The organism is Streptomyces sp. MJM8645 (assembly GCF_001625365.1).
GTDB lineage: Bacteria > Actinomycetota > Actinomycetes > Streptomycetales > Streptomycetaceae > Kitasatospora.
The window spans coordinates 4,339,785-4,360,576 of record NZ_LJJF01000001.1; the positions used below are offsets into that span (position 1 = coordinate 4,339,785).

Sequence of the window (20,792 nt, forward strand, 5' to 3'; positions counted from 1 at the left end):
CGAGCTGGGGCGGGAAGGGAGGTCAGCCGATCACGGTGGCCAGCTCGGGCAGGCCGTTGGCCCACAGCTGGTCCTTGATGCCACCGCCCGACTGGTAGTACTCGTAGTAGACGTACGGTGCCCAGTTCAGGGTGTACGGCCCGGTCCAGGTCGGGGCCGAGGTGATCTGGACGGTGACCGCGACGGTGCGGGTCTCGCCCGGGGCGATCGGCGCCCGGAAGTGGAAGTTCGCGTTGTTCCCGCCGAAGGCGCAGTCGGTGGAGTCACCGGAGCACCCGGTGACCGTGAACGCGCCGGCCTGCTGGTTGGCCGGCCAGATCGGCTGGATGTACTCGTAGGCGAAGTAGATGTCGGTGGTCTCGGTGTTGGTGAGCGAGAGCGTCAGGGTCAGCTGGTCGCCCGGTGCCGCCGTCTTCTTGTCGACGGCGAACGAGCTGCCGCTAACCGCGGCGGAGGCCGGCTGGGCGGCAAAGAGCAGGCCAAGTCCCAGTAATGCAGCGAGAATTACCCCAAGGCGTTGCGCGCTGAATGGCTTCATGGCGGAGAGGATATGAAGTCGTGAAGGTTTTGTCTGTAGGGCCTCCGCAGGGGCCCTGAGCCCCGCCCCCGGCGCGCCCTGGACAAGGCCCGGCCACCCCCACCCGCTACGGTGGAGGCCATGCCCGACGCCGAGCGTGACACCCCCTGCGGCCTGCACCTCTTCTGGGACGAGGCCGTCACCGCCTACGACTTCGGCCCCGGCCACCCGATGGACCCGACCCGGCTGGCGCTCACCATGCGCCTGGTCGAGGCCCTCGGACTGGACGCCGGGCCCGGGGTGACGGTGCGGGCCGCACCGCCCGCCGGCGAGTCCACCCTGCGGCTGGTGCACACCCGGGAGTACGTCGAGGCGGTCAAATACGCCGCCGCCCACCCCGACGAGTCGGATCCCCGGCACGGGCTCGGCACCGACGACAACTGGGCTTTCCCCGCAATCCATTCGGCCTCCGCGCTGATCGCCGGTCAGTCCGTGGCCGCCGCCGAGGCGGTCTGGCACGGGGAGACCCCGCACGCGGTGAACTTCGCCGGCGGACTGCACCACGCGATGCCCGCCAAGGCCTCGGGCTTCTGCGTCTACAACGACCCGGCGCTGGCCGTCGCCCGGCTGCTCGAACTCGGCGCCGAGCGGGTCGCCTACGTCGACGTGGACGTCCACCACGGGGACGGCGTCCAGCAGGTCTTCTGGAACGACCCCAGGGTGCTCACGATCTCGCTCCACGAGCACCCCGCCACGCTCTTCCCGCAGACCGGCTGGCCCACCGAGACCGGCGGCCCGGACGCCCCCGGCTCCGCCGCCAACCTGCCGCTGCCGGCCGGCACCGGCGACGCCGGCTGGCTGCGCGCCTTCCACGCCGTGGTGCCCGAACTGCTCACCGCCTTCCGCCCGCAGGTCCTGGTCACCCAGCACGGTGCCGACACCCACCTGGAGGACCCGCTCGCCCACCTCGCCGTCACGCTGGACGCCCAGCGGATGATCGCCGAGGAACTGCACGACCTCGCCCACCAGCTCACCGGCGGCCGCTGGATCGCCACCGGCGGGGGCGGCTACGCCGTCGTGGACGTCGTCCCGCGGACCTGGACCCACCTGGTCGCCACCGCTGCCGGACGGCCCGTCGACCCGGCCACCGAGACCCCCGAGTCCTGGCGCGCCGAGGTCTACCGCCGCACCCGCCGGCCCGCCCCGCTGCGGATGACCGACGGCGCCCGACCGGTCTGGCGCGACTTCGACGCGGGTTACGATCCGGCCGACCGACTCGATCAGGCCATCCTCGCCAGCCGCCGCGCGGTGTTCCCCCACCTCGGCCTCCTGGCCTGAGACCGGCCTCCCGGCCCAGGTGCGGGTGGGCCGTGCGTATGCCCGCTCCCGCGTTCCGCCGAGTGACTACGTACTGCAACAGTCCTATCTCTCACCGTACGAGGACCGCACCTCCCCTCTTCCCACTGGTACCACCCATAACTACTCTGGGGATACACGTGTGCCGGTGGAGTCACCGGAGGGGAAGCCGGTGCCTTGCACACGGGTGAAGGGTCGGGTGATGGTCATGAGTTCCGGCGAACGCCCCTTGCAGGAAGTCGTCTTCCTGACCGTGGCGGAGGTTGCCTCGGTCATGCGGGTGTCGAAGATGACGGTGTACCGGTTGGTGCACAGCGGAGAGCTGCCGGCCATCAGGGTCGGGCGGTCCTTCCGGGTGCCCCAGCAGGCGGTGCACGAGTACCTCAAGGAGTCCTACGTGAGGCTTGAGAGCGCGTAGTTCCGGGTGGGCGGGGGTGGGGCCGCAGCTGCGGATCCCACCCCCGTTCGCCGGGGATTCCCCGCGAGTTTCCCGGTCACCGGGAGCACGATTACGGCCCAGGGCCCGTGGACGGTAGGCTAGGCCGTCCGTCAGTCGTATGGACTCCGTCTCTCACGGGCGCGAGTCTCAGTGAGCGAGGGTTGTTCCGTGGGCTCTGTCATCAAGAAGCGTCGCAAGCGTATGGCCAAGAAGAAGCACCGCAAGCTTCTGAAGAGGACCAGGGTCCAGCGTCGCAACAAGAAGTAACGCCTGAGCCTGCGCTTCGGCCCCGCCCAGGCGGGGATTAGTCGCGGACTCGCGTACAACGGCGCAGGAAGAAGTAGTGCGCCCCGCCTTGGCGGGGTTCAGGCGTTCCACCGCCCGTCCAGGCCTCGGCCTGGGCGGGCGGTGTCGTTTCACGGCCCGGCAGGGCGGCGCGGTACGGTGCACGCAGGCCGCTCGGGCCGAGGGAATGGGGTGCACACCGTGGGCGTGGTCGTGCTCGTCACCGGCGTGGCACGCCATCTCGGTGCCCGCTTCGCCGCCGAGGTCCGCCGCCGTCCGGGCGTGGACCTGGTGGTCGGCGTGGACGTGCAGCCGCCCCGGCTGCCGGTCGAGGAGCCGGACGGACCGGCCGCCGAGTACCGCTTCCACCAGCTCGACCTGCGCCGCCCGGCGGTCTCCCGGGTGATCGCCGAGCACCGGGTCGACACCGTGGTCCACCTCAGCGTCAGCGCCACCGGCCTGGGCTCCACCAACCGCTCCGCGGTGAAGGAGTCCAACGTCATCGGCACCATGCAGCTGCTCGGCGCCTGCCAGAAGGCGCCCGGGGTGCGCCGGTTGGTGGTGAAGTCGACCACCGGCGTCTACGGCTCCGCGCCCCGCGACCCGGCGGTGTTCACCGAGCGCATCCAGCCGAAGAACCCGCCCGGCGGCGGCTTCGCCAAGGACGCGGCGGAGGTCGAGGGCTACGTCCGCGGCTTCGCCCGGCGCCGCCCGGACGTCGCGGTGACGGTCCTGCGCTTCGCCAACATCGTCGGCCCCGCCGCGGACACCCCGCTCAGCGAGTACTTCGCGCTGCCCGTGCTGCCGACCGTCCTCGGCTACGACCCCCGGCTGCAGTTCGTGCACGAGGACGACGCCGTCGCGGTGCTCTGCCGGGCCGCCGCCGAGGCCGAACCGGGCACCGTCAACACCGGGACCTTCAACGTGGCCGGGGAGGGCGTCCTGCTGCTCTCCCAGTGCGCCCGCCGGCTCGGCCGGCCGACCGTGCCGCTGCTGCTGCCCGCGGTCAGCTGGATGGCCGGGCTGGCCCGGCAGACCCGGCTGCTGGACGTCTCGCCGGAGCAGCTGCGGCTGCTCACCCACGGCCGGGTGGTGGACACCACGCGACTGCGCGAGACGCTCGGCTACCGCCCGGCGTTCACCACCCCGGAGGCCTTCGCCGACTTCGCCGCCGCGCAGGGGTCCGGCCTGCTGCCGCCCGAGCGGCTGGCCGCCGTCACCGACCGGCTGGCCGCCCTGCTCGGCCCGGTGCGGGCCCCGGCCGCCGGCGTCCCCACCGTCCGTACCGACCGCCCCCGCCGACCCAGGAGCTGAACCCGCGATGAGTGCCGCAGCCGAGAACGCGCCGGGCGAGGCCAGGGTCATCCCGATCGAGTCCGCCCCCAGCTGGACCTCGCCCGACGACCCCGGGCCCGCCGACCGGCCAGCCGACCGGCTCGCCGACGCCGTCGGCGGGGCGCTGTCCGGGCAGCTCGGTTCGGCGGCCACCCGGCTGTTCGGCAAGGGCTGGGAGGGCCGGGCCGCGGACGGGCTGGCCTTCCTGCGCCGCCGGATCACCGGCGACTACGAGGTGGACGAGTTCGGCTTCGACCGGGAGCTCACCGAGGAGGTGCTGCTCGCCCTGCTGCGCCCGTTGTCCGAGAAGTACTTCCGGATCGAGGTCCAGGGCGTCGAGAACATCCCGGCCGAGGGCGGCGCGCTGATCGTCGCCAACCACTCCGGGACGATCCCGCTGGACGCCCTGATGACCCAGGTCGCCATCCACGACCACCACCCGCACCACCGGCACCTGCGGATGCTCGCCGCCGACCTGGTGTTCGTGCTGCCGGGCGTCAACGAGCTGGCCCGCAAGGCCGGCCACACGCTGGCCTGCAACGAGGACGCCCAGGCGCTGCTGGAGCGCGGCGAGGTGGTCGGGGTCTGGCCGGAGGGCTTCAAGGGCATCGGCAAGCCGTTCGCCGAGCGGTACAAGCTCCAGCGCTTCGGGCGCGGCGGCTTCGTCTCCTCGGCGCTGCGCGCGAAGGTGCCGATCGTGCCGTGCTCGATCGTCGGCGCCGAGGAGACCTACCCGATGATCGGCAACGTGAAGACACTGGCCCGGCTGCTGGGCCTGCCGTACGTGCCGATCACGCCGACCTTCCCGTGGCTGGGGCCGCTGGGCGTGCTGCCGCTGCCGACCAAGTGGACCATCCGGTTCGGGGAGCCGATCGCCACCGACGGGTACCCGGCGGAGGCGGCGGACGACCCGATGCTGGTCTTCGACCTGGCCGACGAGGTGCGCGAGACGATCCAGCACACGCTCTACAAGCTGCTGGTGCAGCGCCGGTCGGTGTTCTTCTAGGTTTCCCGCGACCTCTGGGGGCCTTCCGTGGCTTCCGAGGCACGGCCGAGGGCCCCGGCGATCCTGGAACTCCAGGGATCGCCGGGGCCCTGCGCCGTCCGGTCGGCCGCCGGTCAGCCGCCGAGGAGCCGCAGCCCGGGCAGCAGGCCCGGGATCAGCGGGGGCACCTCGACGCCCTGCGGCTGGCCGGCGGCCGGGGCGCTGGGCGTGCCGGAGGGCTGCTGCGGTGCCTGCGGCGGGGCCGGGACGGCGCTCGGCGAGGTCTTGCCGCCGGTGAGCCCGCTGGTGAGGTCCCCGACGAGCCCGTTGACGGCGTCCGGCGCGCTGCTGGGCAGGGTGCTGGGCAGGCCGCCGCCCTTGGCGCCGATGCCGCCGGGCGTGCTGGCGCCGGTGCTGGCGGGGGCCCGCTCGGTGCCGCCGGGGCGGTTGTTGCCGCCGCTGCTCGCGCCGGTGCCGCCACCCTGGGCCGGGCGTTCGCCGGGCGCGGTGCCGGAGCCGTTCGCCGGGGTGTCGGCGGGGGCGCCGCCGGTGGCCGGGCCGGCCGTGTCGCCGCCCGCTCCGGTGCCGGCCGGGCCACCGCTCTTGGCGGTGGGCTGGGCCAGGCGCAGGGGCGCGACGTCCTCGCTTATGTCGTCGAAGAGCTGGTCGACCAGGTGGGCCTGTTGGGTGAGCTGGACGGGCAGCTGGCCCGCCAGTTCGGTCCAGCGGCCGTCCTCGCCCTGGGCGAAGCCGGCCAGGGCGCGCATCGGGCCGAGCGAGCCGTTGCTGCGGTAGACCGAGCGGAGCAGCTCGCGGCCCTTGATGGCGTCGGCGTGCATGTCGTCCAGCGCGCGGCGGACCCGTTCGACGGTGCCCGGGCTGAGCCCGGTGGCCGGGCCGGGGTGGCCGACCAGGGTCTTGGCCTCGCCGAGCCTGGTGGCGGCGTTGTCGAGCAGCAGTTCGCCGCGTTCGGAGTCGGTGTCCGCCAGGTCGAGCCTGAGCCCTTCGAGGCCGCGCTTCATGCCGTACAGCGTGTCCCCGGGGAGGGCGTTGGAGCTGGCGGCGGCGGCGCCGGCGAGGCTGCCGACGGCCAGTCCGGCGACCAGTCCGCCGATCGCGAACCGGCGGCTCCAGCGGCCGCGCGGCGCCGTCCGGATGGCCCGGTGCCGGCGTTGGCGGGGCACTGTGGCGCCCGGTCCGCCGGCGAAGGCCTGCTCGAACGCGGCCATCAGCTGCGCGCGTTGGACGGTCCGTACCTCCGGGTCCAGCGCTGGTCCGGGCATCGCGCCCAGTGCGTCGGTCAGGCCGACCAGTTGGGCCATCGCGACCGAACCGGCGCCGGTGGCAGCGGTGTTGGCCGATTCGGCGTCCGCTGCGCCGCGCTGCTCCGCCCGGTGGGCCTCCAGCGCCTCGGCGAAGGCCTTCGCCCGTCGGTGCTCCAGCACGTTTGCCGTCACGGGCCACACCTCCCTTCGTCGTTGTCGACACCCCGGCCTGCCGGACGGTTGCCTCGGCGGGCCAAAGCCACTCCATCGGGTGACAGGTCGCAATTCGGCTTGACCGTACGCCTGGTGGGGACTTGCACGCTGGCCAACGAGTGGTGCGGGCGGTGGGTTACGCGCGGCTGATCATCGGATCGACCGTTCACCCGGACGTGTCGGTCGGGTACGGATGGTGACGGCCCGTCGGGCTGCCCGCCGGCTATGCCTCCTCCGGTCACCGCGGCCTCACCGGGCGTCCGGCGGCAGCAGCCGGGCCAGGGTGCGGACGGCGCGGTACTGGAGGGTCTTGATGGCACCCTCGTTCTTGCCCATGATCCGCGCGGTCTCGGCCACCGAGAGCCCCTGGAGGAAGCGGAGCGTCACGCACTCCTGCTGCTGCGGGTTGAGCCGGTGCACCGCGTCCAGCAGGGCGGCGTTGGAGAGCGACTCCAGCACCGACTCCTCCGGGCTGCGCTCGCACTCGTTGGAATCGAGCATCTCGCCGGTGGTCACCTCCAGCCGGAAGCGGCTGGACTTGAAGTGGTCGGCGACCAGGTTGCGGGCGATGGTCACCAGCCAGGCGCCGAAGTCCCGGCCCTGCCAGGTGAAGGTGCCGATCCGGCGCAGCGCGCGCAGGAACGTCTCGCTGGTGAGGTCCTCGGCGGTGGCCCGGCTGCCGACCCGGTAGTAGATGTAGCGGTAGACGGTGTCCGCGTAGTGGTCGTAGAGCCGGCCGAAGGCCTCGCTCTCGCCGGCCTGGGCCCGCTCGACCAGCTCCATGATCGGGTTGTGCTCGGTCTCGTAGCCGGGGCTCGGCGCGGTCCGGGCGCGGCCGCGGCCGACGCCGGTGCTGCCGGTGCGGCCGCGCGAGCCGGTGCCGGTGGAGCCGGCGGCGGTGGTGCGCAGTGCCAGGCCGGAGCCGTGCGGGTGGCCGAACGGGGCGCCGGCGGGCACGAGTTGGGGCGAGGCGGCGAGCTGGCTGCGGAGCAGGTTGCGCAGCAGGTCCAGGCCGGTGGAGATCTGCCGGTCGGCGACGGGGCGGCCGCGGAGGCCGGTGCGGGGGCGCAGGGGCGCGGACGACGGGCGGGAGGGTGCAGGCGCGTCGTTCCGGACGGGTGGGTACACGGGACTCCCAGAGGCAGAACTGTGGACGGATCACCTCCGCCTGCGCGGAGAGCACTCCCGCGCCGCCCGTTCGAGCGGGGCGCGTGGGTGACGTGCATCCAGGAGAGAATAACGCTTTGTGCAATGACAGCTACACCGTGTGGTCGAAGTGGTCGTTTGGGATCCATTTATCGCGCATATTCGGCTGACTCTGACCGGACCTGCCATCGTTCATCCGGCTCAACGTGACCGTTCGGGCGCCCAGGGTGACCAATTCGGGGGTCCGGCCGGTGGTTTCCCAGTCTTGAGGCCTGGCAACCCCCGACTTTCCCGGTCTGGCGAACGATCAGAACCGGTCACCGGCTGACAGGTTCGCTCATTGGGCCGGAAAGCCGTACCGGAAACGGGAGTTCGCCCGTACGAGGGGCCAGGTCAGAGGCCTGGTTGACGGCCGGCCACCCGCGCGGGAAGGCCGTGGGGAGGGCGCGGACAGGCCCGGCGGCGGGGGCGCGACCGGGGGTGGCGGGAGCCCGTCAGGCGCAGCGGCGGCGGCGGTTCAGGGCCACCCCGGCGGCCGCCGCACCCGCGAGCACCCCGAGCGCGGCCGCCGCCGGCAGCCCCACCCGGGCCGCCTTCCGGCCGGTCCGGAAGTCCCGCACCCGCCAGCCCTGGGCCCGGGCGTGGCGGCGCAGCGCGCCGTCCGGGTTCACCACGTACGGGTGGCCGACCAGCGAGAGCATCGGGATGTCGTTGGCCGAGTCGCTGTACGCGGCGCAGCGGTCGAGGTCCAGCCGCTCGTGCCGGGCCAGCGCGTGCACCGCGGCCGCCTTGGCCGGGCCGTGCAGCAGCTCGCCGACCAGCCGGCCGGTGTACAGGCCGCCGTCGGCCTCGGCGACGGTGCCCAGGGCGCCGGTCATGCCGAGCCGGCGGGCGATCACCCGGGCGACCTCCAGCGGGGCGGCGGTGACCAGCCAGACCCGCTGGCCGGCGTCCAGGTGCATCTGGACCAGGGCGCGGGTGCCGGGCCAGATCTTGTCGGCCACGACCTGCTCGAAGACCTCCTCGCAGATCGCCTCCAGGTCGGCGGTGCGCTTCCCGGCGACCAGGCCGAGCGCGGTGTGCTGGGCGTCCGAGATGTGCTCCGGGTCCTCGGCGCCGTTCAGCCGGAACCAGGCCTGCTGCCAGGCGAACCGGGCGATGTCGCGGCGGGTGAGGAAGCCGCGCCGGTAGAGGCCGACCCCGAGGTAGAAGATCGCGGCCCCGCGCAGGATGGTGTTGTCGCAGTCGAAGAACGCGGCGGCGCGCGGGTCGCCCGGCTCGGGGGTGTGGTTCTCGGCCGGGGCCTTGGGCGCCTTGCCGGGCCTGCCCGCGGCGGGCGCGGCGCTCTCGGTGGAGCTCTCGGCCGGAGCGGTGCTCCCCGCGGGCGCGGTGCTCTCCGCGGGGGCGGTGGCCGGCTCCGGCTCGGCCTGTAGCGCAGCTGCCGCCGCCTCGGCGGCAGCCTCGCCCGCCAGGGCGCTCCGCTCGGTGGTGGAACGCTTCGCCTGGGTGAGCCTTCGGAGCACGGCCATGTCATCGAGCATAGCCAGCCGGGCGCGCGGCGGCCGTGACGGCGCCGTGCCCGCGCGGTGAACACCGGGCGGTCCCGGGCCCCGGTGGGGCGGCCGCCGGGCGGGCGGACAATGGCCGGGTGAGCCCACTGCTGCGACGTGACAAGAGCCCGAAGCCCGCGCCGGCCGACCGCACCGTGACCCTGGTCGGCAAGCCCGGCTGCCACCTGTGCGACGACGCCCGGGAGGTGATCGTCCGGGTGGCGGGCGAGCTGGGCGCGACCTTCGAGGAGAAGGACATCACCCAGGACGAGGAGTTGTACCGGCGCTACTGGGAGCAGATCCCGGTGACCCTGATCGACGGCCGCCAGCACGACTTCTGGCGGGTCGACGAACGCCGCCTGCGTGCCGCCCTCGGCGGCTGACCGCTCCCGCCCGCCACCGTCGCCGCCCCCGCCGCTCGGCGGGGGCGGTTCGCCGAATCGTTGTCAAAGACACCCCGGTCCGGCTTGAGCCGGGGCCGGTTGGTCGGCTTACGATCGAACGCGTTTGCGCCCAAGGGGGGCTGAGCACACGAGGAGTGCCGCCATGCTTCCCGGCCCGACCCCTGGGACGCCCGAAGCCCCGCCGGGCGCCCGGGGCTTCGCCGTGGTGGACGTGGAGGCGACCGGCCGCAGCCCGTGGCGGCACCGGGTGGTCGAGATCGCGGTGGTCCTGCTGGACGAGCGGCTGCGACCGGAGGCGGAGTTCGCCACCCTGCTCGACCCGCTGGGCCCGGTCGGTCCGACCCATGTGCACCGGATACACCAGGCGGACGTCGAGGGCGCCCCGCGCTTCCGGGAGATCGCCCCGCGGCTGCTGGAGCTGCTGGCCGGCCGGGTGCTGGTGGGTCACCACGTCAGCTGCGACCACGGATTCCTGGATCGCGAGTTCGCCCGGATCGGGGTCGCGCTGCCGCCCGTGCCGCTGCTGTGCACGATGCGGCTGGCCCGCGCCCACCTGCCGCAGGCCCGCGGCCACGGCCTGGCGGCCTGCGTGGAGGCGGCGGGCCTGGGCTGGTACCCGGCGCACACCGCGCTGGGCGACGCCCGGGTGACCGCCGAGCTGCTGCGGCACTGCGTCGGCGTCCCGTCCTGCCCGCCGGACGACTGGGCGGGCCCGCTGCGCGAGGCGGCCCGGGTGCCCTGGCCGCGGCTGGGCCGGGCCCGCTCCCGTTCGTCCGGCACGCCCGTCCCGCTGGTGCGCCGGGAGGCGCCGTACGGCCCGTGGCTGCCCGGGGTGCCCGCCCCGGCCGTCCTCCTGACCGAGCGCGGTGCTATGGGTTCGACGGCGTGATGCGCATCACTGTGTGGGGACAAAACGGACACCATCTTTGTGCACACGTTCACAAACGCATAGCCTGGCTGCCAAAGCCCAGCTTCACCCACAGGAGCACCGTGGCAATCGGCCGATCACCACAGAGCAGTTCGCAGACGCCCGACCAGGGCGCCGCGCGCCGACCCTCGCGTGCCCGGGGCATCCCGGAGGCGACCGTCGCCCGCCTGCCCCTCTACCTGCGCGCGCTCACCGCGCTCTCCGAGCGTTCGGTGCCGACGGTCTCCTCCGAGGAGCTGGCCGCCGCCGCCGGCGTGAACTCGGCGAAGCTGCGCAAGGACTTCTCCTACCTGGGCTCCTACGGCACCCGCGGCGTCGGCTACGACGTCGAGTACCTCGTCTACCAGATCTCCCGCGAGCTGGGCCTGACCCAGGACTGGCCGGTCGTCATCGTCGGCATCGGGAACCTCGGCCACGCCCTCGCCAACTACGGCGGCTTCGCCTCCCGCGGCTTCCGGGTGGCCGCCCTGCTGGACGCCGACCCGAACGTGGTCGGCGGCAGCGCGGCCGGCCTGCCGGTGCGGCACATGGACGAGCTGGAGTCGATCGTCGAGAGCCAGCACGTCTCGATCGGTGTGATCACCACCCCGCCCGGCGCCGCCCAGCAGGTCTGCGACCGGCTGGTGGAGGCCGGCGTCACCAGCATCCTCAACTTCGCCCCGACCGTGCTGACCGTCCCGGACGGCGTGGACGTGCGCAAGGTCGACCTCTCCATCGAGCTGCAGATCCTGGCCTTCCACGAGCAGCGCAAGGCCGGCGAGGAGCCGGACCGCACCGAGTCGGTGCTGGACCGCGCCCCGGGCCCGGTCCGGGCGGCGGCCGCCAAGCTGCGCCGCGCGGCGGGCGGCAACGGCAAGGGCCGTGGCACCGCCGAGACCGCGGCCAAGGACCAGACCGAGCAGGGCCAGCCCGGCAAGGGCGGGGAGGGCGATCTCCCCGCGGTGATGCCCGCATGAGCGAGCGAGTCAGTCGCAGGGCGCAGGTCGTGCGGAGCACCCGCCGAGCGGTGCGGGGCGGCCTCATGAGTACGGACAACCGTGGGACCTGGGGGCGGGCGTGAGTCTTCTCGTCGTTGGACTGAGCCATCGCACGGCGCCGGTCGGCGTGCTGGAGCGCGCCGCGCTGACCGGTGAGGTGCCGACCCGGCTGCTGCACGACGCGGCCGCCACCGCGACCGTCGCCGAGGCCGCGCTGCTCAACACCTGCAACCGGATCGAGCTGTACGCGGACGTGGACAAGTTCCACGCCGGCGTCGCCGAGCTGTCGCTGCTGCTCGCCCACCACAGCGGGGTGGACCTGGAGGAGCTGACCTCCCACCTCTACGTCCACTACGAGGACCGCGCCGTCCACCACCTGTTCTCGGTGGCCTGCGGCCTGGACTCGATGGTGGTCGGCGAGGGCCAGATCCTCGGCCAGCTGCGCGACGCGCTGGCCACCGCGCAGGAGGAGCACACCGCCGGGCGCGGCCTGAACGAGCTGTTCCAGCAGGCGCTGCGGGTCGGCAAGCGGGCGCACAGCGAGACCGGCATCGACAAGGCCGGCCAGTCGCTGGTGACCTTCGGCCTGGAGCAGGTCGCGGCGGGCGCGGGCGAGATCGCCGGCAAGCGGGCGCTGGTGGTCGGCGCGGGCTCGATGAGCTCGCTGGCCGCCGCCACCCTGGTCCGCTCCGGCGTCACCGACGTGCTGATCGCCAACCGGACGCCGGCCCGCGCCGAGCGTCTGGTCGAGATCCTCGGCTCCGGCGTGGCCCGCACCCTGGACCTGGCCAAGGTGCCGGAGGCGCTGGCCGACGTCGACCTGGTGATCTCCTGCACCGGCGCGGCCGGTGTGGTGGTCAAGGCCGGGGACGTGGCCGCCGCGGTCGCCGCCCGCACCGCCGACCAGCCGCTCGCCCTGCTCGACCTGGCCATGCCGCGCGACGTCGACCACGCCGTGCACGAGCTGCCCGGCGCCCTGCTGGTGGACCTGGAGAGCCTCTCCCACGCGCACGCCGCCACCCCCGGCGCCGGTGACGTGGACCAGGTCGGCCGGATCGTCGCCGACGAGGTGGCCGCCTTCGGCGCCGCCCAGCGGGCCGCCCGGATCGCGCCGACCGTGGTCGCGCTGCGGGCGATGGCCTCCGGCGTGGTCTCCGCCGAGCTGGGCCGGCTGGACTCCCGGCTGCCCGACCTGGACGAGCGCTCCCGCGCGGAGATCACCCAGACCGTCCGCCGCGTCGTCGACAAGCTGCTGCACGCCCCGACCGTCCGGGTGAAGCAGCTGGCCGCCGAGCCCGGCGGCGCCTCCTACGCGGACGCGCTGCGCGAGCTGTTCGACCTCGACCCGGCGGCCGTGCACGCCGTGTCGGGCACACCCGTCGGCGGCCCCCAGCCCTCGGGCGGGGGCGCCAGATGAACCGTCAGCCATCCCACGAGTACCACCGGGACGATCACCTCATGAATGGTCAACCGATCACGGAGCAGACTCCGGCCGCCACCGCGACCCTGCGGCTCGGCACCCGGCGCAGCGCGCTCGCCATGGCCCAGTCGGGCATGGTGGCCCGCGAGGTCACCCGGGTCACCGGGCGCCCCGTCGAGCTGGTCGAGATCACCACCTACGGCGACACCTCCCGGGAGGCGCTGGCGCAGATCGGCGGCACCGGCGTGTTCGTCTCCGCACTGCGGGACGCGTTGCTGGAGGGCCGGATCGACTTCGCCGTGCACTCGCTCAAGGACCTGCCCACCGCCGAGCCGGAGGGCCTGGCGCTGGCCGCCGTCCCCGAGCGCGAGGACGCCCGGGACGCCCTGGTCGCCGCCGAGGGCCTGACCCTGGACGAGCTGGTGGAGAAGCTGGCCGGCGCCGGCCGCCCGGCCCGGATCGGCACCGGCTCGCCGCGCCGGATGGCCCAGCTGAACGCCTGGGCCACTGCCCGCGGCGCCGCGCTGGAGACCGTCGCGATCCGCGGCAACGTGGACACCCGGATCGGCTACGTGACCAGCGGCGAGCTGGACGCGGTGGTGCTGGCCACGGCCGGCCTCAACCGGCTCGGCCGCAGCGCCGAGATCTCCCAGCACCTCGACCCGGAGCTGATGGTCCCGGCCCCCGGCCAGGGCGCGCTCGCGATCGAGTGCACCAGCGCCGACACCGACCTGACCGCCGCGCTCGCCGCCCTGGACCACGCCCCCACGAGGGTCGCCGTGGTCGCCGAGCGGGCCCTGCTGGCCACCCTGGAGGCCGGCTGCTCGGCTCCGGTGGCCGCGCTGGCCACCTGGGTCCGACCGAACGAACTGCGGCTGGAGGGCGTGGTCGGCGACCCCGACGGCGCCGCCCTGCTGAAGATGTCCGCCAACGGTCCGATCGTCCTCGACGAGACCGCCGAGCAGCACGCGACGGCCCTCGGCCGCGCGCTGGCCGCCCGGCTGCTCGACGCGGGCGCGGCCACCCTGATGGGGGAGCGAGCCCGATGAGCCCCACCGCCGCCACCGAAACCCCGTTCCCGGGCGGCCAGTCCGCCACCGGACGGTGCACCTTCCTGGGCGCGGGCCCCGGGGACCCGGGGCTGCTGACCCTGCGCGCGGTCGAGGTGCTGTCCTCGGCCGACATCCTGGTCGCCGACCCGCTGACCGCGGTCGCCGTGCGCACCCACTGCCCGGCCGGTGTGCAGGTGCACACCCCGGTCGCCGAGGGCGCGGACTTCAACCTGGCCCGGCTGGTCGCCGAGGCCGTGCGGGCCGGCAAGCACGTGGTCCGCACCGTCGACGGCGACCCGGGCCTGGACGGCTGCGCCGCCGAGGAGATGCTCAGCTGCGCCGGCGACGGCATCCCCTTCGAGGTGATCCCGGGCGTCGCCCAGTCGGTCGGCGTCCCGGCGTACGCGGGCGTCCCGCTGCGCGGCGCGGCCGGCACCGACGTGCGCTTCGTGGACGGCACCGCGCTGCTGGCCGGCAGCCCGGTGGACCTGGGCGCGCCGGAGACCACCCTGGTGGTCCGGACCACCCTGGGCCAGCTGCCGGCCACCGCGGGCGCCCTGGTCGCCAACGGCCGCAAGCCGGAGTCGGCGCTGAGCGCCACGCTCTCCGGCACCACCACCCGCCAGCGGACCTTCACCTCCACCCTGTCCGGCATCGCCGCCGACCTGAAGGCCGCCCGGGTGCTGCCCTCGCCGGTCTCCGCCCCGGTGGACCCGGCGACCTCGGTGATAGCCGTGGTGGGCGAGCAGGTCGCCCACCGGTCCTCGCACTCGTGGTTCGAGACCAAGCCGCTGTTCGGCTGGAACGTGCTCGTGCCGCGCACCAAGGAGCAGGCCACCGGCCTGTCCGAGCAGCTGCGCTCGTACGGCGCGGTGCCGCAGGAGGTGCCGACCATCGCGGTCGAGCCGCCGCGCACCCCGCAGCAGATGGAGCGGGCCATCAAGGGCCTGGTCACCGGCCGCTACGAGTGGATCGCCTTCACCTCGGTGAACGCGGTCCGGGCGGTCCGGGAGAAGTTCGAGGAGTACGGCCTGGACGCCCGCGCGTTCGCCGGGATCAAGGTCGCGGCGGTCGGCGAGACCACCGCGCAGGCCCTGGTGGACTTCGGCGTGAAGCCGGACCTGGTGCCCTCCGGCGAGCAGTCCGCGGCCGGCCTGCTGGAGGACTGGCCGCCGTACGACCCGGTGTTCGACCCGATCGACCGGGTGCTGCTGCCGCGCGCCGACATCGCCACCGAGACCCTGGTGGCCGGCCTGGTCGAGCTGGGCTGGGAGGTCGACGACGTGACGGCGTACCGGACGGTGCGCGCCTCGCCGCCGCCGGCCGAGACCCGTGAGGCGATCAAGGGCGGCGGCTTCGACGCGGTGCTCTTCACCTCGTCCTCGACCGTGCGGAACCTGGTCGGCATCGCGGGCAAGCCGCACAACGTCACGGTCATCGCCTGCATCGGCCCGGCCACCGCCAAGACCGCCGAGGAGCACGGCCTGCGGGTCGACGTGATGGCCCCGGCGCCGTCGGCGGCCGCGCTGGCCCAGGCGCTGGCAGACTTCGGGGCCAAGCGCCGCGACACCGCCACGGCCGCCGGCGAGCCGGTCTACCGGCCCAGCGAGCGCCGTCCGGGTTCGCGCCGCAAGGCCCGCTGACACCCTCGGGACCGGGGGCGGCGATCCGTCGCCCCCGGCACTGCACAACCGTTCGGAGAGAGAAGCCGTGTCCGCTGAATTCCCGTACGTACGCCCGCGCCGGCTGCGCCAGAGCCCGGCGATGCGCCGCCTGGTCGCCGAGACCCGGCTGCACCCGGCGGAGCTGATCCTGCCGCTGTTCGTCCGCGAGGGCGTCAGCGAGCCCGTCCCGGTCACCTCCATGCCGGGCGTGGTCCAGCACAGCCGGGACACCCTGCGCAAGGCCGCGGTGGAGGCGGCCGAGGCGGGCCTGGGCGGCCTGATGCTGTTCGGCGTGCCGGCCGTGCAGGACGCCACCGGCAGCGAGGGCACCAACCCGGACGGCATCCTCCAGCAGGCGATCCGCGACGTGGTCGCCGAGGTCGGCGACGCCCTGGTGGTCATGTCCGACCTCTGCCTGGACGAGTACACCGACCACGGCCACTGCGGCGTGCTGGCCGCCGACGGCAGCGTGGACAACGACGCCACCCTGGAGCGCTACGCCGAGATGGCCCGGGTGCAGGCGGACGCGGGCGTCCACCTGGTCGGCCCGTCCGGCATGATGGACGGCCAGATCGGCGTGATCCGGCGGGCGTTGGACGAGGCCGGACACCAGGACGTGGGCATCCTCGCCTACACCGCCAAGTACGCCTCGGCGTTCTTCGGCCCGTTCCGCGAGGCGGTCGGCTCCTCGCTCAAGGGCGACCGCAAGAGCTACCAGCAGGACCCGGCCAACGCCCGTGAGGCGCTGCGCGAGCTGGACCAGGACCTCGCCGAGGGCGCCGACCTGGTGATGGTCAAGCCGGCCATGGCCTACCTGGACATCCTGCGCCAGGTCGCCGACGCCTCCCCGGTGCCGGTCGCCGCGTACCAGGTGTCCGGCGAGTACGCGATGGTCGAGGCGGCCGCGGCGAACGGCTGGATCGACCGGGAGCGGATGATCATGGAGACGCTCACCTCGATCCGTCGGGCCGGGGCCGAGCAGATCCTCACCTACTGGGCGGTCGAGGCCGCCGCGATGCTCAAGTAGTCGGCGCCGCAAGGCAGGGCATCAAGTAGCAGGCGCAGGGCAACGAGAAGGCCGGGCCGCTCCCCGTGGGGGCGGCCCGGCCTTCCGGGTTCTACTTCCAGCCGTTGATGTGTGCGAAGCCCTCGCCGCCGCCGATCACGTCGGTGGAGGTGGCGGCGCCGCCGCCGAAGCCGCCGGCGATGACGTCGCTGGTGTGGCCGACGCCGAAGCCCGCACCGGCCACGAACGGCTGGTCGCCCGAGGCGACGAACTCGCCGCCGCCCGCGAAGCCGACGTGCGCGAACGCCGGGGTGGCGGCACCCGCGAGCGCCAGCGCGGCGGTGGCGGTCAGTGCGGCCTTGGCCAGCTTGCTCTTCATGGAAATGCCCTCTCTTTCGGAGCGCCCCGGCGGGCGCTGCCTCTGACACGTGATCACATCCGGCCGTTCGGGTCGGCGCCCCACGCGCCGGTCCGAACGCCCGCTCACCCGGCCGGTCCGCACCTGTTCGGCGGTCGGCCGGACACCTCGCCCGTGGCGCCTTGAGCACCCGTGGCGCTCGTAGCACCCGTGGCGCCCGTAGCGCCCGGAGGGCCCGGGGAGACGTACCTCCCCGGGCCCTCCGTCCGTGCCGTGCCCCTTGATCAGCCGATCAGGTGCGAAACGCCCGCGTCGCCCGAGGACTGGGTGTTCTGGCCGACGTTGCAGATCTGCTTCGGGGTGCTGTTCAGGACGGGCACCTCGACCGGAACCGCGACGCCGATCACGGCGACGGCGATGTTGTGGACCTCCGGCAGGCAGATGTTCGCGTTGTCCAGGGTGTGGAAGTTCGGGCTGCCGTTGCCGTGGGTGCCGGTCTGGTTGGTGCCACCGTTGCCCTGGACGGAGGTGGCGGCGCCGTCCGCGTCGACGATGGCGGAGGCCGAGCCGGCGGACATCGCGATGGCGGCGGCGGCCAGGCCGGCGGCGGCGAGGGACTTCTTGATCATTTCCGGTTTTCCTCTCGAGGGGTGAATCGGGGAGCGATTCGAAGGGTGGTTCAGGGGGAGTGCAGCTGGGGGAACGGTCAGCCGACCAGGTGGGACACGCCCGCGTCGCCGTGGCTCTGGGTGCCCTGGCCCTGGGTGCAGTACTGCTTGCCACCGCTGTTGGCGATCGGGACCTCGACCGGGACGGCCACGCCGAGCACGCCCACCGCGATGTTGTGGATCTCGGGGAGGCAGACGTTCGCGTTGTCCAGGAAGTGGAAGTTCGGGCTGTTGTTCCCGACCGTGCCGGTGAAGTTGGTGCCGCCGTTGCCCTCGATGGAGGCTGCGGCGCCGTCCGCGTCACCGATCGCCGAGGCGGGCGCGGCGGCGGCGGCCAGCGCGGCGACGGCCAGGCCGGCGGCGGCGAAAGACTTCTGGATCATGGGGAGATCCCTCTCTGAAATGCTCTTGGTTTCCGTGCGTACAACGCGTAGAACGCTCAGACCCGGTCTGCAGTCACTGACGTCCAGATCAAAGAATGACGGCACGGAAGGTTACGGGGATTTTTGAAAAGAGTCCGGGAGGCGCGTCGTAGGGTGGTTTCCGGTCGGATTATTAGGCCGAACCGGTTAACCGCCGCAATCCGTACCAGCGGTCACTCGTTGAGGCAGATTGCTTTCCGGCTGCGCCCCGCAGCCCCTCCCTTCAGGGATCTCCAGTACGGACAGGCAGAACGGTGAAAAGCATGAAGTTCTCCAAGCGGGCCGGCGCGATGCTGTTGGCGGTCGGTGCGGGCATGCTCGCCTCCCAGGGAGCGGCCAGTGCCGCCCCGGTCAGCCCCGACCAGGTCGGTGCCCTGGAGGACAAGCTGGCCACCCAGCAGGTCCCGGCGGACGTGCCGCTCACCCCGCTCGGCAGCCGCGTCACGGCCGGCATCCCGACCTCGCTGCTCCTGCCGCCGGCACCCGGCCGCACCACCAGCACCGAGCTCATCCCGGACCGGCTGGTCCCCGGGCTGCAGACCGGGAAGGTCGGCCCGAGCGCCAAGGCCCAGTTGCCGCTCCCGCTGGTCGACCGGGGCGCCGACCTCGGCCAGGTGCTGCTGGAGGCCCCGGCCGCGCCGCTGCACGCCGACACCCCCGGCCTCGCCGTCGGCAAGCCGCTCGCCCTCGTCCAGGACGGCACCGGCCAGCTGGCCGACGGCCGGCTCAAGGTGGACGAGGTGGACCCGCGACTGGTCACCGGCACCGTGCAGGCCGTCCCCGGGGCCACCGCCAGCCTCGGCGACGACGACCACCCGATCTCGGTCACCGACAAGGTGGGCGACCTGGCCGCGACCACCACCGCGACCACCACCGGCGTGGTGCAGCAGACCGGCCTGACCGACCTGACCCAGCTCTGAGCCCAGCGGCTCCGGGCACGGCGGAGCCCGGCACCCCGGACGCGACCGGGGTGCCGGGCTCCTGCCTGCGCCGGGCGGCTCAGCCCGGCAGCACACCGGTCAGGCCGCCGACCAGCGGGAGGTCCCGGATGCCGCCGCCCGCGCTCAGCGGGCCGGTCAGCCCGCCGGTGCCGACCGGGGCCAGGCCCTGGTCGGGCTTGACGGTCGCGCCGTTGTTGAGCACGTCGGCCGAGGAGTTCGCCCACGGGTCCAGGCGCAGGTCCTTGACCGGCGCGAGCCCGTAGCCGAGGCCGGAGGTCGTCCCGTTCAGCGCCTGACCGACGTCGGTCTTCGCCAGCTTGGCCGGGCCCGACGCGGGGGCCGAATCGGTCGTGGTGGCGGCCTGTGCCGAACCCGCGCCGAGCAGCATCGTGGCGCCGACGGCGACGACCAGGCAGGCCCCGCTCTTCTTCGAAACCATGCGGATCACCCTTCGGTGGATCGGGGGCCCGGACGGCCACCGGCCGCCCGGGGATGCCGAACTGCCCCCCGGCCGGCTGGTCGGGGGGCAGTACGGCCGGAACGGGTGCCGATCGGGGATCAGCAGTCGTCCGCGGGCGGCGGGGGGAGCTCCACGTTGGCGCAGCTGTTGCCGAAGGCCGGGTTCAGCAGGCCGACGATGTTGATGGAGTTGCCGCACAGGTTGACCGGGATGTGCACCGGGATCTGGACCTGGTTGCCGGAGACGACACCGGGGGAGCCGGCGGCCACGCCCTCGGCGCCGGAGCTGGCGGCGGCGGACCCGGCCGCGCCGAGCACCAGGCCGGCAGCGGCGGCGGACAGGACGGCGGCCTTCTTCACGTTCTGCATGGGGGTTGATCTCCTCGATCACACACGGGTGGAGCGTGCCGCGCCCCGGCGTCGCGGGGCGCGGCACTCGGTGAATCTGCTGTCGCCGGTGCGGCGACGGCCGGTTCAGCCGGCGTTGACGCAGGTGTTGCCGAAGGCCGGGTTGAGCAGGCCGACGATGTTGATGGAGTTGCCGCACAGGTTGATCGGGATGTGCACCGGGATCTGGAGCTGGTTGCCGGAGAGCACGCCGGGGGAGTTGGCGGCCACGCCCTCGGCGCCGGAGCTGGCGAACGCACCGCCGGCGGCACCGAGGACCAGACCGGTGGCGGCCAGGGACAGGACGGCGGCCTTCTTGAAGTTGCGCATGTCTTTCCTCCGTTTTCTGCCCGACGGATGGGAAATGTCGGGAGCCGGGCGAGCACGAATACTCACCCGCTGGCTTCTGGGGATTGCCGTGATTGTCACTCCGGCGGCGCACACCGGCGTGTTTCGCCCATGGCTCGGGCGTCGACGCGGCCGCCGCGTTCTTCCAGCACCTCGCGAACAATTCCCGCACGGCCGGGAGCGGTTCGGTGCAGAGGCGCGACCAGGGGAATTCCCGGTCAGGCGCTGAGGCAGTTATTGCCGAACGCCGGGTTCAGGAGGCCCACCACGTTGATCGAGTTGCCGCACACGTTGAGCGGAATGTGCACGGGCACCTCCACCGAGTTGCCCGAGACCACGCCGGCCGAGCCGGCCGCGACACCCTCGGCGGACGCGCCGTGCAGGTGGTGGGCGGACGCGACGCCGGCGCCGGCGGCGAGCAGGGCGGCGCTGGCCGCGGTGCCGACGACGCCGTGGGCGAGCTTGCGCATGGGCGGTACTCGATTCGTGTGAAGGGGGCCGGGTGGATCGTGTTCCGCCAGAGAGAACGAGGCACCGTGCGAGGGGAAACGGTCCGGTCCGCTGATCACCCGAATGCCGGTCGCCGTCCCCGTTGGGCCGGATGGGTGACAGTGCGTCCACCGACGCAACCGGTCCGGGTGGGTGTCGTTCTTGATGTCGCACTCCC

The 20,792-nt window shown here is 73.6% G+C and carries 24 protein-coding genes; 13 read left to right on the forward strand and 11 right to left on the reverse strand.

Annotated features, from left to right (window positions below; all coding sequences use genetic code 11):
* Positions 1 to 22: 22 nt before the first annotated feature.
* Positions 23 to 538, reverse strand: a complete 516-nt coding sequence (locus tag A6F73_RS18600; RefSeq protein WP_063348848.1) for a DUF11 domain-containing protein — start codon at positions 536 to 538, stop codon at positions 23 to 25.
* Positions 539 to 658: 120 nt separating this feature from the next.
* On the opposite strand from A6F73_RS18600, the gene A6F73_RS18605 reads away from it, so the two are divergent.
* From A6F73_RS18605 to A6F73_RS18620, 5 genes are all read left to right on the forward strand, one after another.
* Positions 659 to 1,855: an acetoin utilization protein AcuC gene (locus A6F73_RS18605; RefSeq protein ID WP_063348849.1), complete on the forward strand. Its 1,197-nt coding sequence runs from the start codon at positions 659 to 661 to the stop codon at positions 1,853 to 1,855.
* 226 nt (positions 1,856 to 2,081) lie between these two features.
* Entirely contained in the window at positions 2,082 to 2,291 is a 210-nt protein-coding gene (locus A6F73_RS18610) for a helix-turn-helix domain-containing protein (protein WP_063351305.1), read from the forward strand.
* A 189-nt stretch (positions 2,292 to 2,480) separates the two neighbouring features.
* The gene (locus A6F73_RS39420) at positions 2,481 to 2,579 is read left to right on the forward strand and encodes an AURKAIP1/COX24 domain-containing protein (protein WP_003948845.1); all 99 of its coding nucleotides are present in this window, start codon (positions 2,481 to 2,483) and stop codon (positions 2,577 to 2,579) included.
* A gap of 219 nt (positions 2,580 to 2,798) precedes the next feature.
* Positions 2,799 to 3,911 (forward strand): NAD-dependent epimerase/dehydratase family protein, encoded by a 1,113-nt coding sequence (locus A6F73_RS18615; RefSeq protein ID WP_063351306.1) that lies wholly within the window; start codon positions 2,799 to 2,801, stop codon positions 3,909 to 3,911.
* Positions 3,912 to 3,918: 7 nt separating this feature from the next.
* Complete coding sequence (locus tag A6F73_RS18620; protein WP_063348850.1) at positions 3,919 to 4,938, forward strand: 1-acyl-sn-glycerol-3-phosphate acyltransferase; 1,020 nt, start codon at positions 3,919 to 3,921, stop codon at positions 4,936 to 4,938.
* A 113-nt stretch (positions 4,939 to 5,051) separates the two neighbouring features.
* On the opposite strand, the gene A6F73_RS18625 is transcribed toward A6F73_RS18620, so the two are convergent.
* The 3 genes from A6F73_RS18625 to A6F73_RS18635 all read right to left on the reverse strand — a co-directional run bounded on the left by A6F73_RS18625 (position 5,052) and on the right by A6F73_RS18635 (position 9,070).
* Positions 5,052 to 6,374, reverse strand: a complete 1,323-nt coding sequence (locus tag A6F73_RS18625; protein WP_063348851.1) for a DUF5667 domain-containing protein — start codon at positions 6,372 to 6,374, stop codon at positions 5,052 to 5,054.
* Between the two features lie 270 nt (positions 6,375 to 6,644).
* Complete coding sequence (locus A6F73_RS18630) at positions 6,645 to 7,466, reverse strand: ECF subfamily RNA polymerase sigma factor, BldN family (RefSeq protein ID WP_063351307.1); 822 nt, start codon at positions 7,464 to 7,466, stop codon at positions 6,645 to 6,647.
* A 569-nt stretch (positions 7,467 to 8,035) separates the two neighbouring features.
* Positions 8,036 to 9,070: an HAD-IB family hydrolase gene (locus tag A6F73_RS18635; RefSeq protein ID WP_063348852.1), complete on the reverse strand. Its 1,035-nt coding sequence runs from the start codon at positions 9,068 to 9,070 to the stop codon at positions 8,036 to 8,038.
* 119 nt (positions 9,071 to 9,189) lie between these two features.
* Here A6F73_RS18635 and A6F73_RS18640 point away from each other — a divergent pair, with 119 nt between their 5' ends.
* The 7 genes from A6F73_RS18640 (at position 9,190) to hemB (ending at position 16,563) form a co-directional block, all read left to right on the forward strand.
* Positions 9,190 to 9,474 (forward strand): glutaredoxin family protein, encoded by a 285-nt coding sequence (locus tag A6F73_RS18640; protein ID WP_063348853.1) that lies wholly within the window; start codon positions 9,190 to 9,192, stop codon positions 9,472 to 9,474.
* Positions 9,475 to 9,637: 163 nt separating this feature from the next.
* Positions 9,638 to 10,384 (forward strand): 3'-5' exonuclease, encoded by a 747-nt coding sequence (locus tag A6F73_RS18645; protein ID WP_063348854.1) that lies wholly within the window; start codon positions 9,638 to 9,640, stop codon positions 10,382 to 10,384.
* 101 nt (positions 10,385 to 10,485) lie between these two features.
* The gene (locus A6F73_RS18650) at positions 10,486 to 11,379 is read left to right on the forward strand and encodes a redox-sensing transcriptional repressor Rex (protein ID WP_208869094.1); all 894 of its coding nucleotides are present in this window, start codon (positions 10,486 to 10,488) and stop codon (positions 11,377 to 11,379) included.
* Positions 11,380 to 11,479: 100 nt separating this feature from the next.
* Entirely contained in the window at positions 11,480 to 12,817 is a 1,338-nt protein-coding gene (locus tag A6F73_RS18655) for a glutamyl-tRNA reductase (RefSeq protein WP_063348855.1), read from the forward strand.
* A 41-nt stretch (positions 12,818 to 12,858) separates the two neighbouring features.
* Positions 12,859 to 13,869 (forward strand): hydroxymethylbilane synthase, encoded by a 1,011-nt coding sequence (gene hemC, locus A6F73_RS18660; RefSeq protein ID WP_063348856.1) that lies wholly within the window; start codon positions 12,859 to 12,861, stop codon positions 13,867 to 13,869.
* Positions 13,866 to 15,515, forward strand: coding sequence for a bifunctional uroporphyrinogen-III C-methyltransferase/uroporphyrinogen-III synthase (locus A6F73_RS18665; protein ID WP_063348857.1), 1,650 nt, complete (start codon positions 13,866 to 13,868; stop codon positions 15,513 to 15,515). Before hemC ends, A6F73_RS18665 begins: the two co-directional genes overlap by 4 nt.
* 67 nt (positions 15,516 to 15,582) lie before the next feature.
* Positions 15,583 to 16,563 carry a porphobilinogen synthase gene (gene hemB, locus A6F73_RS18670; RefSeq protein ID WP_063348858.1) on the forward strand — a complete coding sequence of 327 codons (981 nt, stop codon included), beginning with the start codon at positions 15,583 to 15,585 and terminating at the stop codon, positions 16,561 to 16,563.
* A 91-nt stretch (positions 16,564 to 16,654) separates the two neighbouring features.
* Here the strand turns inward: hemB and A6F73_RS18675 are convergent, their stop codons facing one another.
* The 3 genes from A6F73_RS18675 to A6F73_RS18685 form a co-directional block, all read right to left on the reverse strand.
* Positions 16,655 to 16,921 (reverse strand): hypothetical protein, encoded by a 267-nt coding sequence (locus tag A6F73_RS18675; protein ID WP_063348859.1) that lies wholly within the window; start codon positions 16,919 to 16,921, stop codon positions 16,655 to 16,657.
* Between the two features lie 263 nt (positions 16,922 to 17,184).
* Positions 17,185 to 17,529 (reverse strand): hypothetical protein, encoded by a 345-nt coding sequence (locus A6F73_RS18680; protein WP_063348860.1) that lies wholly within the window; start codon positions 17,527 to 17,529, stop codon positions 17,185 to 17,187.
* Between the two features lie 77 nt (positions 17,530 to 17,606).
* Positions 17,607 to 17,951 carry a hypothetical protein gene (locus tag A6F73_RS18685; protein ID WP_031063477.1) on the reverse strand — a complete coding sequence of 115 codons (345 nt, stop codon included), beginning with the start codon at positions 17,949 to 17,951 and terminating at the stop codon, positions 17,607 to 17,609.
* Between the two features lie 302 nt (positions 17,952 to 18,253).
* Here A6F73_RS18685 and A6F73_RS18690 point away from each other — a divergent pair, with 302 nt between their 5' ends.
* Positions 18,254 to 18,910, forward strand: a complete 657-nt coding sequence (locus A6F73_RS18690) for a hypothetical protein (protein WP_063348861.1) — start codon at positions 18,254 to 18,256, stop codon at positions 18,908 to 18,910.
* A gap of 79 nt (positions 18,911 to 18,989) precedes the next feature.
* On the opposite strand, the gene A6F73_RS18695 is transcribed toward A6F73_RS18690, so the two are convergent.
* The 4 genes from A6F73_RS18695 to A6F73_RS18710 form a co-directional block, all read right to left on the reverse strand.
* On the reverse strand, positions 18,990 to 19,370 hold the full coding sequence (locus A6F73_RS18695) for a hypothetical protein (protein ID WP_063348862.1): 381 nt from the start codon (positions 19,368 to 19,370) through the stop codon (positions 18,990 to 18,992).
* Positions 19,371 to 19,489: 119 nt separating this feature from the next.
* Positions 19,490 to 19,759 carry a chaplin gene (locus tag A6F73_RS18700; protein ID WP_063348863.1) on the reverse strand — a complete coding sequence of 90 codons (270 nt, stop codon included), beginning with the start codon at positions 19,757 to 19,759 and terminating at the stop codon, positions 19,490 to 19,492.
* 105 nt (positions 19,760 to 19,864) lie between these two features.
* Complete coding sequence (locus tag A6F73_RS18705) at positions 19,865 to 20,107, reverse strand: chaplin (RefSeq protein ID WP_063348864.1); 243 nt, start codon at positions 20,105 to 20,107, stop codon at positions 19,865 to 19,867.
* A gap of 236 nt (positions 20,108 to 20,343) precedes the next feature.
* Complete coding sequence (locus A6F73_RS18710; protein ID WP_063348865.1) at positions 20,344 to 20,595, reverse strand: chaplin; 252 nt, start codon at positions 20,593 to 20,595, stop codon at positions 20,344 to 20,346.
* Positions 20,596 to 20,792 lie beyond the last annotated feature (197 nt).